Genomic DNA, 12086 nt, shown 5'->3' on the forward strand with positions numbered 1-12086 from the left:
TCCTTGAACAAAGATAACTGCGACTCAGGAAGAACCCTGGCCGAGACTGAGTGCAAAGAGCAGGAAAAATTCTTGTAGATGGTTGGATCGAAATTCAACATATCGTGTAGAGATTCTCAGTGACACAAGCAACACAGTGACGCCACCTTAACCCTTTTTCCGGAACGTGCCAATGTTTCTTGCAAAGGATTCTGTGTTTTAGGGATCGGCGGTGCGACGGTTCGTCGCCACAGCGCGTAAATACGGGGTGTTCGCCGAGAATTGCGTTGCGCACTTTGATCGCGGCGACGCGCCCGGTAAGATGCCGGACAGAATTTTTCCACCTCGCTATTCAGGACAAACCCGCCATGAGCATCAAATCGGACAAGTGGATTCGCCGCATGGCGCAGGAACACGGCATGATCGAACCGTTCGTCGAGCGCCAGATGCGCGGCAGCGACGACAGCCGGGTGATTTCCTACGGCGTATCGAGCTACGGCTACGACGTGCGTTGCACCAACCACTTCAAGGTGTTCACCAACATCAACTCGGCCATTGTTGACCCGAAGAACTTCGACGCCGGCAGCTTCGTCGACATCCACAGCGACGTCTGCATCATTCCGCCGAACTCCTTCGCCCTGGCCAGCACCGTCGAGTACTTCCGCATTCCGCGTAACGTGCTGACCATCTGCCTGGGTAAAAGCACCTACGCGCGCTGCGGCATCATCGTCAACGTCACTCCGCTCGAGCCTGAGTGGGAAGGTCATGTGACGCTGGAGTTCTCGAACACCACCAATCTGCCGGCGAAAATCTACGCCAACGAAGGCGTGGCGCAGATGCTCTTCCTCGAATCCGATGAAGAATGTGAAGTTTCCTACAAGGATCGTGGCGGCAAATATCAGGGCCAGCGTGGCGTAACCTTGCCGCGTACCTGATCGACCATCCGACGGATGTCGGGAATTCTTTGGCGGGCAGACACTCTATGGGGTGTACTGCCCGTTTTTGTTACACACAAATTCGGGCCTTCACTGAGGAGTGCCCTATGAAGATCGACCCGCGAATCAGCGCTGAACTGGCAAGGCTTGAGCCCAATCAGATAGGCGTTCTGGCTTGGTCGTTACTGGCGAATCCGTCTTTGAGCCTGTCCGGCGGCGTGCCCGGCCAGCCCGATCCCGATACTCCCAACGAACAACCGACCGAACCAGGCGAACCGACGCTGCCGGATGAGCCGCCGCCGGCGCCTGTTGCCTGATCCACTGTCATGAATATGGCCCGTCAGTCTGATCGATTTGCGATCTAGCTGACGGGCCATATTTCGTTGTCGCCGATCACGAAGACCTTGCAGCTGTCATCGCGCTCGACCTGATAGCCGCCGGTAAACGCACCGAATGCCGGCATCAGGCTGATGCGCTCACCGAGTCTGAAACAAGCCAGGCGCAAGCTTTGCCGACCTTTGCCATGCAGCCGATAGACCGGGTGAACGTGGCCGGCGAGCACGTGCCGTTCCGGATGCGCATCGGGCTCATGCTGCAAGGCAAACGGCCCGAGTAACAGCGGTTCTGGCACCACGCGCATATTCAGCGAGGCCGGCGGGTCGCCTGCGCGTTTGTCATGGTTGCCGCGAATCAGCGTCATCGGCAGGTCAGCGTGCCGCGCTCGCCACTCTGCCAGCGCATTCAGTGTGGTCGGGACATGGGAACCAGGCCCATGCAGAAAATCCCCGAGAAAAATCAATTGGCGACACGGCAGCCGCGCCAGCAATGCGTCGATCACCTCGATGTTGCTCGCCGTCGTGCCATGCGGCACCGGCTGGCCGAGGCTGCGATAGGCCGCCGCCTTACCGAAGTGCACATCGGCGATCAGCAATGCTTCCTGCGCTGGCCAGTACAGGGCTTTCTCCGGCAGCAGCCACAACTCCTCACCGGCCAAACGCACTGGGTACGCACTCACGACGATTTTCCGTTATCAGCGGTTTTTTCCAGGTCACCGACCATTCTTCTGATCCTGTCAGCCAGTTTTTCCGAACTCATGCTCTCGCGCATCCGCTCCACCAGCAGCGGAAAGCCCAGTGGGGTAGGACGTTTAACCTGATGCACGTCGAGTTTCATCTGATTGATCCGCTCCAATGTCTGTTCCAAACGACGAATATCCAGTTCCTCGCGTAGGACTTCTTCCCCTGCCTGGGCCAAGAGCAGATTGTCGGCGTCGTATTGTTTGAATACCTGGAAAAACAGACCACTCGACGCCTGCACCTGGCGGGTGCTTTTCGGTGCGCCCGGATACCCGGCGAAGACCAGCCCGGCGATCCGCGCGATTTCGCGGAAGCGGCGCAACGCCAGTTCACCGGCATTGAGACTGGCCAGCACATCCAGCAACAAGTCATCGGCGTTGAACAGGTGAGCGTCGAGATGCGCGGCCCAATCCACCGGCGTGGCGCTGAGCAGTTCCAGGCCGTAATCATTCACGGCAATCGAGAAGGTCACCGGTTGCCGCTGACTGACGCGCCACGCCAGCAGGCTCGCCAGTCCCAGATGCACTTGGCGCCCGGCGAACGGATAGAGGAAAAGATGCCAGCCTTCGCGGGATTTCAGTACCTCGGCCAGCAGATTTTCCGTGGTGGGCAAGCCGGACCAGCGTATCTGCGTCTCCAGCAGCGGCCGCAGCGCGTGCATTTCCGGGCCGTTGAACTGACCTTGAGCAGCGGCGCTGAAGCGCGTCACCACCGCTTCGGCCAGTTCGTTGGATAACGGCATGCGCCCGCCATTCCAGCGCGGCACGGCGGCTTTTTTTGCGGTGCTGCGTTTGACGTAGGCGGTCATGTTTTCCACCCGCACCAGCTCCAGCAAGCGCCCGGCGAAGAGGAAACCATCGCCGGGTTTCAGCCGGGCGATAAAGCCTTCCTCGACGCTGCCCAGCTGTTTCCCGCCGCCGCCCTTGCTCCAGAATTTCAGGTTGATGCTCGCGTCGCTGACGATGGTGCCGATGCTCATGCGATGGCGCCGCGCCAGACGCGCATCCGGCACACGCCAGACGCCGTGTTCGTCCGGCTCGACCCGGCGGTAATCCGGATACGCTGTAAGAGACATCCCGCCATGGCGTACGAACGCCAGCGCCCAGGCCCAGTCTGCCGCTGTCAGGTCACGATAAGCCCAGGCACCACGGACTTCTTCGTACAAGTCTTCAGGAATAAACCCACCGCCAAGGGCCATGCTGACCAAATGCTGGACCAGCACATCCAGCGGCTTGTGCGGTGACAGACGCGGCTCGATGCGCCGCTGTTCGACGGCGTCGCGTGCGGCAACCGCTTCGATCAGTTCAAGACTGTGGGTCGGCACCAGCGTCACCCGCGAGGTGCGCCCCGGCGCGTGGCCGGAACGGCCGGCACGTTGCATCAAGCGCGCGACGCCTTTCGCCGAGCCGATCTGCAGCACGCGCTCGACCGGGAGGAAATCCACACCCAAGTCCAGGCTCGAAGTGCAGACCACCGCTTTCAACTGGCCATTCTTCACCGCCTGCTCGACCCAGTCGCGGGTATCGCGTGACAGTGAGCTGTGGTGCAGCGCGATCAACCCGGCCCAGTCCGGCCGCGCTTCCAGCAGCGCCTGATACCAGATCTCCGATTGCGCGCGGGTGTTGGTGAACACCAGGCTGCTGGCGCAGGCGTCGAGCTCGGCCACCACTTGCGGCAGCATCTTCAGACCGATGTGGCCGGCCCAGGGGAAACGCTCGATGGCCGGTGGCAGCAGGGTGTCGACTTGCAGGGTTTTTTCGCTTTTGCCCTGAACACTGACGCCGCCGCCCTGTGGGATCAGCACTTGCTCGGCGTGGGATTGATTACCGAGGGTGGCGGACACGCCCCAAACGATCAGTTCCGGCTGCCAATGACGCAGGCGGGCGAGGGCCAGTTGCAATTGCACGCCACGCTTGTTGCCGAGCAACTCGTGCCATTCATCGACGACGATCATGCGCAGGCTCGACAACGCCGTGCGCGCATCGGCGCGGGCCAGTAGCAGAGTCAGGCTTTCCGGGGTGGTGATCAGCGTCGTCGGCAGGCGTCGGCCCTGGCGGGCGCGTTCGCTGCTGCTGGTGTCGCCGGTGCGTAGGCCGATGCTCCACGGAATCTGTAAATCATCTACCGGGCTTTGCAGCGCGCGGGCGGTATCGGCGGCGAGGGCGCGCATCGGCGTGATCCACAGCACCGTCAACGGCTCGGCCGGCGGTTTGCGTTTGCGCGGTATGGCCACGGGCGGTTGCAGACGGGCGAAGCGGTTGAGCGCAGCAAACCACACCGCATAGGTTTTGCCGGCGCCGGTGCTGGCGTGGAGCAATCCGGACTCACCGTTTTTCACCGCCGCCCACACCTGTTTCTGAAAGGCGAACGGCTTCCAGTCGCGGGCGCTGAACCAGGTTTTTGCAAAGTCGGGGGATTTCGCCATGCCGGCTGCGTGCGCTCTGGAGGTGTTGTTTCAGAGACAGCGAAGCGGGGGGACAAGTTTAACTTTGTCGGTCGGTGGATTCCCCCTGTGGGAGCGAGCCTGCTCGCGAATGCGATGTCTCATTCAACATTGATGTTGATTGATAAACCGCTTTCGCGAGCAGGCTCGCTCCCACACAGGGTTGGGTGCCAACCTTATTTAAGATTGCCGCTGAGGAACTGCTTCAGCCGTTCGCTTTTCGGATTGCCCAGCACGTCTTCAGGTGCACCTTCTTCCTCCACCAGACCCTGATGCAGAAACAGCACCTGATTCGACACCTTGCGCGCAAAACTCATTTCATGGGTAACCATGATCATCGTCCGACCTTCCTCGGCCAGACCCTGAATCACTTTCAGCACTTCGCCGACCAGTTCCGGGTCGAGTGCCGAGGTCGGTTCGTCGAACAGCATCACTTCCGGTTCCATCGCCAGTGCCCGGGCGATCGCCACGCGCTGTTGCTGACCGCCGGACAGAAACGCCGGGTATTGATCGGCGACCCGCGCCGGCAAGCCGACTTTGTCCAGATAACGTCGGGCCCGATCCTCGGCTTCCTGTTTGCTGCAACCGAGCACCCGGCGCGGGGCCATGGTGATGTTTTCCAGCACGGTCATGTGGCTCCACAGGTTGAAATGCTGGAACACCATCGCCAACCGCGTGCGCAGGCGTTGCAGTTCATCGGCGTCGGCGACGTGCATGCCGTGGCGGTCGGTGACCATGCGGATCGATTGGCCATCAAGGCTCATGGCGCCGTCATTCGGTTGCTCGAGGAAATTGATGCAGCGCAAAAAGGTGCTTTTGCCCGAGCCGCTGGCGCCGATCAGGCTGATCACGTCGCCGGTTTTGGCCTTGAGCGAAACGCCTTTGAGCACCTGATGATCGCCATAGCTTTTGTGCAGGCCTTCAACGGTCAGTTTGTACATGGACGAGCATCCTCAAGGCGAAAGTAGGTAGCCGCTGCGATAGGCTTCGGCGCCCGCGACGTGGGCGATGACCATGCCGGCAGTGGCCATGCGCCGCAGCGAGCGCGCATACAGCATGCCGGCGGCGGTGCAATGAATGGGGGTGACCTTGTCGTGGACCGGGTCAATGATTTCGGCGATCTGCTGGCCGGCTTCCAGGTATTGGCCGGGTGTGGCGCAGTACACCAACAGGCCACCCACTGGCGTGGTCACCGGTTCGACCCCGGCCAGCGGCGTGGCCGGGTGCGGCAGTGGCGGTTGCGGCTTGGTCTCGCCGACGATGGCATCGAACTGGATCAGGTAATCGATCAGCGCCTGACAATCGCGGCTGGCCAGCGGGTGATTGACGTCGCCCTGACCGCGCAATTCGACGGTCACCGAGAAGCTGCCCAGCGGAATCTCGAACTGCTCACCGAAGCGCTCGCGCAGTTGCCACCAGAGCAGGGTGAAGCACTCGTCGAACGACTGCCCGCCGGAATCCGTAGCGAGCAGACTGGCCTGGGCTTCGATATAGCGCGCCAGCGGCTCGACCTGCGGCCAGGCTTCGGGCGTGGTGTACAGGTGCACCACCGATTCGAAGTCACAATGCAAGTCCAGCACCATATCGGCATCGCAGGCCAGGCGTTGCAGGGTCAGACGCTGGGATTGCAGTTGTGTGGTCGGCGTCTGACGGTCGAGGGCGTTGCGCAGGCTGGCGCGGATCAGTTCGAGGTTGTGCTGCGCATCGTCGTTCAACTGGCCTTCGATGGCGTTGCCGATTTCTTCGCTGAGGTCGACGAACCAGCGATTGAAGTTCTGCCCACTCTCGAGGTCGTAACGGCCCAGCGGCACATCCATCAGCACTTGTTCGAGGCCGACCGGATTGGCCACCGGCACCAGGACGATTTCGCTGCGCAGGCGGCCGGCGGCTTCCAGCTCGGCGAGACGCTGCTTGAGGTGCCAGGCGACCAGCATGCCGGGCAGTTCGTCGGCGTGCAGCGAGGCCTGAATGTACACCTTGCCCTTGGCCTGCTGTGGGCCGAAGTGGAAACTGTGAATCTGCCGTGCGGTCCCCGGCAGCGGGGCCAGCAAGTCATGAATCTGGTGGCGCATTGTTATCTCTTTATTTTCAAACCGGTGCTAGTGAGTCGGCCCGAGGAAGGCCAGCCAGCGGCGTTCGGCGAGGCGGAACAGGCCGACCAGCGCAAAAGTAATGGTCAGGTAGATCAGCGCGGCGATGCCGAACGACTGGAAGGTCAGGAAGGTCGCCGAGTTGGCATCCCGCGCGACTTTCAGAATATCGGGAATGGTCGCGGTGAACGCCACGGTGGTCGAGTGCAGCATCAGGATCACTTCGTTGCTGTAGTAAGGCAACGAGCGGCGCAATGCCGACGGCATGATCACGTAGGCGTACAACTTCCAGCCGGTCAGGCCATAAGCCTTGGCCGCTTCGACTTCGCCGTGGTTCATGCTGCGAATTGCCCCGGCGAAAATCTCCGTGGTGTACGCGCAGGTATTGAGCGCGAAGGCGAGGATCGTGCAGTTCATCGCATCGCGAAAGAAACTGTCGAGGATCGGCTGTTCTCGTACGGCGGCGAGGCTGTAGATGCCCGTGTAGCAGATCAGCAGCTGGATATACAGCGGCGTGCCACGGAACAGATAGGTGTAGAACTGCACCGGCCAGCGAATGTAGAAGTGCGGCGAGACGCGGGCAATCGACAATGGGATCGAGACGACGAAGCCGATGCAGATCGAGGCGGTCAGCAGCCACATCGTCATCGCCAGCCCGGTGATGTTCTGGCCGTCGGTATAAAGGAAGGCGCGCCAATATTCCTGCAGGAGTTCGATCATCGTACGGCCTCCCGGGCACCGGCGGCGTAGCGGCGTTCGAGCCAGCGCAGGATGAAGTTCGAAGCACTGGTGATCAGCAGATAGATCAAAGCGGCAAGAACCAGAAAGTAGAACAGTTGATAGGTGCTTTTACCGGCGTCCTGCGCTGCCTTGACCAGATCGGCGAGGCCAATGATCGATACCAGGGCGGTGGCCTTGAGCATGACCATCCAGTTGTTGCCGATGCCCGGCAACGCGAAGCGCATCATTTGCGGAAACACCACAAAGCGAAAACGCTGGCCACGTTTGAGGCCGTACGCGGTGGCGGCTTCGACCTGACCACGCGGCACCGCGAGGATCGCGCCACGGAAGGTCTCGGTGAAATACGCGCCATAAATGAAGCCCAGCGTCAGCACGCCGGCGCTGAACGGGTCGATTTCGATGTATTCCCATTCCATGTAGTCGGTCAGTGACGTCAGCCAGGTTTGCAGGCTGTAGAAGATCAACAGCATCAGCACCAGATCCGGCACGCCGCGAATCAGCGTGGTGTAGAGCTGCGCGGGCAGGCGCACCAATTTGACTTTCGACAGTTTGGCACTGGCGCCGAGCAGGCCGAGCAACACGGCCACCAGCAGCGACATCGCCGATAATTTGATGGTCATCCAGGTGCCTTGCAGCAGCAACGGGCCGAAGCCCTGCAGACTGAACGAGGCCAGCCCCAGATTTTGCAGGAGGGTTTCAAACATAAATCAGCAACCTGAGCGGATGGAAAAGGCGCCCATCGAGGATGGGCGCCGGGGCATTATTTGCCGCTGTACAGATTCAGGTCGCCAAAGTGTTTCTTTTGAATCTCGGCGTATTTGCCGTCGTCGTGTAACGCTTTGATACCTTTATCCAAAAGCGCTTTCAGCTCAGTGTTACCTTTCTTGATACCGATAGCGGTTTTCGACGGCAGCAATTCGCTGTCGACCGGCTGGCTGACTTCGTAACCTTCGCCTTTCGGCGACTTGAGGAAGCCCAGTTCGGCTTGCAGCATGTCCTGGATGGCTGCGTCGAGGCGGCCGGAGGTCAGGTCGGAATACACCTGATCCTGGTTCTGATAGGCCTGGGTTTTCACACCGGCCTTGTCCAGCACGGCTTTGGCGTAGGCTTCCTGAATCGTGCCTTGCTCATAGCCAACGGTCTTGCCCTTGAGCGACGCGACGTCTGCGCTGAGGCCGGAGCCTTTCTTGAACACGTAAGCGGTCGGGCCGGAAAACAGTTCGCTGGAGAAGTCGATGACCTTCTCGCGCGCCGGGGTCACGGTCATCGACGAGATCACACCGTCGAACTTGTTGGCTTTGAGGCCCGGAATCATGCCGTCGAAATCGCTTTCGACCCATTTGCACTTGACCTTCAGTTCGGCGCAGATGGCGTTACCCAGATCGATATCGAACCCGACCAGGCTGCCATCGGCCGCTTTCGACTCGAACGGTGCGTACGAAGGGTCAACGCCAAAGCGCAGCTCTTTGTATTCCTTGGCCAGCGCGGAGCCGGCGGCCATGCACAACGCCAGTGCAGAAAGGGTCAGCAATGCTTTTTTCATTATTCAATCCCTAAGAACCAATATGAGCGCTTGTGGCGCAGAATTATTGTTACTGCAACGCTTACGACCTATAGAAAGTAGCAATTTCCGAACCAGAGTGCCGAACAGGTGTTTTAAAAGGTCGAGTGCAGAGAGGCAAGGGTAGTTGAATGCCCGGAAACGGGCATTGCTGTTTGCATGCACTGTTTCGGTTCAAGCGCGTGGCTGAGAGCAGGTAAAACTGTGGCAAGGGATTTGTCCCTGATGACTGATCGTTCCCTCGCTCCTGCGTGGGAATGCATCAACGGACGCTCCGCGTTCGGCTCTGGGGGGACGCAGAGCGTCCCGGGCTGCATTCCCACGCAGAGCGTGGGAACGATCAGTGAAAAGGGGTCAGGCCAACAGATCCTGAAGGGTAGCGAGGCTGTCGGCTTCTTCGACGGTCTTGTCCTTGCGCCAGCGCAGCATGCGCGGGAAGCGCACGGCGATGCCGCTCTTGTGTCGGCGCGACAGGGCGATGCCTTCGAAGCCCAGTTCGAACACCAGGCTCGGTTTGACGCTGCTCACCGGGCCGAATTTTTCCACCGTGGTTTTGCGCACGATGCTGTCGACCTGGCGCATTTCTTCATCGGTCAGCCCAGAATACGCCTTGGCAAACGGCACCAGTGAGCGCTGGCTGGATTCCGGCGGGCCGTCCCACACGGCGAAGGTGTAATCGCTGTACAGACTGGCGCGACGGCCGTGTCCGCGCTGGGCATATATCAGTACCGCGTCGACGCTGAACGGGTCGACCTTCCACTTCCACCACACGCCCATGTCCTTGGTCCGGCCGACGCCATACAACGAATCGCGCGCCTTGAGCATCATGCCCTCGACGCCGAGTTTGCGTGACGCTTCGCGCTGGCGGCCGAGGTCGAGCCAGTCTTCGCCGTTCAATACCGGGGAGGGCAGCAGTACCGGGCTGTTGCAGCGCGCGATCACCTCTTCGAGTTGCGCCCGGCGCTTGACCTGCGGCTGGTTACGCCAGTCTTCGCCCTGCCATTCCAACAGGTCGTAGGCCAGCACCACCACCGGCACTTCTTCGAGAATCTTCTTGTCGAGGGTCTTGCGACCGATGCGTTGTTGCAGCAGGGCGAACGGTTGCACGGCCGACGGCTCATCGGATTGCGGATCGAAGGCATCTTCAGTAGTCGGATGGGTACTCTTCCACACGACGATTTCGCCGTCGATCACCGTGCCGTCGGGCAAGCCGTGGACCAGCACATCGAATTCAGGGAAGCGCTCGGTCACCAGTTCCTCGCCGCGCGACCACACCCACAGCTTGCCGTCGCGCTTGACCACTTGCGCGCGGATACCGTCCCACTTCCATTCCACCTGCCAGTCGCTGGCGGGGCCGAGCAGAGCTTCGAATTCCTCGACCGGTTGCGACAAGGCGTGGGCAAGAAAGAACGGATAGGGCTGACCGCCGCGCTGGGCATGTTCGTCGGCGGACTCCGGGGCGATCAGTTTCAGGTAACTCGCCGCGTTGGGCCGGTTCGACAGATCGGTATAACCGACCAGGCGCTGTGCCACGCGCTTGCTGTCGAGCCCGGCCATTGAGGCGAGGGCGCGGGTGACCAGCAACTTCGACACGCCAACGCGGAAACTGCCGGTGATCAGCTTGATGCACAGCATCAGGCTAGGCCGGTCCAGTTGCGCCCACAACATCGGCAGCTGCCGCGCCAGATATTCCGGGGTTTCACCGCGCAGTGGCAACAGCTTGTCTTCGATCCATTCGGCAAGACCGGCCTCGGAGCTGTGGGAATTTTCCGGTAGTACCAGAGAAATGGTCTCGGCCAGATCGCCGACGGCTTGGTAGCTTTCTTCGAACAGCCATGGCTCCAGTCCTGAGACTTCGACCGCCAACTCGCGGAGGATGCGCACCGGCACCAGTTGCCGAGGTCGCCCGCCGGAAAGGAAATACACCGCCCATGCGGCATCTTCCGGCGCGGCCTGCGCGAAGTAAGCCTGCATCGCCGCCAGCTTGGCGTTGCTCGACGTGGTGGCGTCGAGTTCGGCATATAACTCGGCGAAGGCTTTCATGGCGATGTCTCGGCAACGGTGGGTTCACTGGCGATGTTGTCGTCTTCGTCATCGCCGTATTCGGTGGTGAAGCCTTGTGCATCGAGGCCCTGCTCGCGCAGATGGCGCACGAGCACGCCGATCGAGCCGTGGGTGACCATCACCCGTTCCGCACCGGTCTGGTTGATCGCCCACAGCAGGCCGGGCCAGTCGGCGTGATCGGAAAGGACGAAACCGCGATCGACGCCGCGCCGCCGCCGGGTCCCGCGCAGGCGCATCCAGCCGCTGGCAAAGGCATCGCTGAACTCGCCGAAACGACGCATCCAGGTACTGCCGCCTGCTGACGGCGGAGCAATGACCAGCGCCTGGCGCATGATCGGGTCGCTTTTTTTTACGTCGCCCGCATAGACCGTCGGCGGCAGGTACACGCCGGCAGCGCGGTAGACGCGGTTCAGCGGTTCGACCGCGCCATGGCTGAGGATCGGCCCGAGGGTTTCGTCGATGCCGTGGAGAATCCGCTGTGCCTTGCCGAAGGAATAGCAGAACAGCACGCTGGCCTTGCCGGCGGCAATATTGGCCGCCCACCACTGATTGATCTCGGCGAAGATCTGCGCCTGTGGCTGCCAGCGATAGATCGGCAGGCCGAAGGTCGATTCGGTGATAAACGTGTGGCAGCGCACCGGTTCGAATGGGGTGCAGGTGCCATCCGGCTCGACCTTGTAATCGCCCGATGCGACCCAGACTTCGCCGCCGTATTCCAGGCGCACTTGCGCTGAACCGAGGACATGCCCGGCGGGGTGAAAGCTCAGGGTCACGCCGTGGTGGGTCAGGCGCTGGCCGTAGTCGAGGGTTTGCAACTGGATGTCCTGACCCAGACGCGCGCGCAGAATCCCGGCGCTGGCGCTGCTCGACAGGTAGTGCTGATTTCCGGTGCGCGCGTGATCGCCATGGGCATGGGTAATCACCGAACGCTCGACCGGCCGCCACGGATCGATATAGAAATCCCCGGCGGGGCAGTAGAGACCTTCAGGTCGGGCAATAACAAGATCCATGTCGTGACCGGAATGGGGGGCTTGTTAGCTATGAGGCGGGCGTAAGGCTGGAAGTTCGATCGGCTTTAAAGCGCTACCCTCACCCCAGCCCTCTCCCAGAGGGAGAGGGGGCCGACCGAGGTGTCTGGTGAGGTACATCGACCTGGGGGACCGAGTTGAATATGGATCCGGCACAGCCTTGAGCCTG

Annotated in this window: 11 protein-coding genes; 2 read left to right on the plus strand and 9 right to left on the minus strand. The window is 61.0% G+C overall.

The features are described from left to right. Positions 1 to 347: 347 nt before the first annotated feature. Positions 348 to 914: a dCTP deaminase gene (dcd, locus tag HU724_RS06810; protein WP_007940589.1), complete on the plus strand. Its 567-nt coding sequence runs from the start codon at positions 348 to 350 to the stop codon at positions 912 to 914. Between the two features lie 107 nt (positions 915 to 1021). Further along, positions 1022 to 1231 carry a hypothetical protein gene (locus HU724_RS06815; protein WP_016771389.1) on the plus strand — a complete coding sequence of 70 codons (210 nt, stop codon included), beginning with the start codon at positions 1022 to 1024 and terminating at the stop codon, positions 1229 to 1231. 44 nt (positions 1232 to 1275) lie between these two features. On the opposite strand, the gene pdeM is transcribed toward HU724_RS06815, so the two are convergent. The 9 genes from pdeM to HU724_RS06860 all read right to left on the minus strand — a co-directional run bounded on the left by pdeM (position 1276) and on the right by HU724_RS06860 (position 11899). Continuing rightward, positions 1276 to 1929, minus strand: coding sequence for a ligase-associated DNA damage response endonuclease PdeM (pdeM, locus tag HU724_RS06820; RefSeq protein ID WP_410056006.1), 654 nt, complete (start codon positions 1927 to 1929; stop codon positions 1276 to 1278). After that, complete coding sequence (locus HU724_RS06825; RefSeq protein WP_186568189.1) at positions 1926 to 4415, minus strand: ligase-associated DNA damage response DEXH box helicase; 2490 nt, start codon at positions 4413 to 4415, stop codon at positions 1926 to 1928. Before HU724_RS06825 ends, pdeM begins: the two co-directional genes overlap by 4 nt. Before the next feature lie 194 nt (positions 4416 to 4609). Continuing rightward, a complete protein-coding gene (locus HU724_RS06830; RefSeq protein ID WP_186568191.1) occupies positions 4610 to 5374 on the minus strand; it encodes an ABC transporter ATP-binding protein in 765 nt (254 codons plus the stop codon). A gap of 12 nt (positions 5375 to 5386) precedes the next feature. Beyond that, positions 5387 to 6505 (minus strand): succinylglutamate desuccinylase/aspartoacylase family protein, encoded by a 1119-nt coding sequence (locus HU724_RS06835; RefSeq protein ID WP_186568192.1) that lies wholly within the window; start codon positions 6503 to 6505, stop codon positions 5387 to 5389. Positions 6506 to 6532: 27 nt separating this feature from the next. Further along, positions 6533 to 7243 (minus strand): ABC transporter permease, encoded by a 711-nt coding sequence (locus tag HU724_RS06840; RefSeq protein ID WP_016771384.1) that lies wholly within the window; start codon positions 7241 to 7243, stop codon positions 6533 to 6535. Beyond that, entirely contained in the window at positions 7240 to 7968 is a 729-nt protein-coding gene (locus HU724_RS06845) for an ABC transporter permease (protein WP_016771383.1), read from the minus strand. Before HU724_RS06845 ends, HU724_RS06840 begins: the two co-directional genes overlap by 4 nt. A 56-nt stretch (positions 7969 to 8024) precedes the next feature. Further along, positions 8025 to 8807 carry a transporter substrate-binding domain-containing protein gene (locus HU724_RS06850; protein WP_024011901.1) on the minus strand — a complete coding sequence of 261 codons (783 nt, stop codon included), beginning with the start codon at positions 8805 to 8807 and terminating at the stop codon, positions 8025 to 8027. 372 nt (positions 8808 to 9179) lie between these two features. After that, complete coding sequence (locus HU724_RS06855; protein WP_186568193.1) at positions 9180 to 10868, minus strand: ATP-dependent DNA ligase; 1689 nt, start codon at positions 10866 to 10868, stop codon at positions 9180 to 9182. Then, positions 10865 to 11899, minus strand: coding sequence for a ligase-associated DNA damage response exonuclease (locus HU724_RS06860; protein ID WP_186568195.1), 1035 nt, complete (start codon positions 11897 to 11899; stop codon positions 10865 to 10867). The genes HU724_RS06855 and HU724_RS06860 overlap by 4 nt, the downstream gene beginning before the upstream one ends. Positions 11900 to 12086 lie beyond the last annotated feature (187 nt).

This window comes from Pseudomonas iranensis (assembly GCF_014268585.2).
Lineage (GTDB): Bacteria > Pseudomonadota > Gammaproteobacteria > Pseudomonadales > Pseudomonadaceae > Aquipseudomonas > Aquipseudomonas iranensis.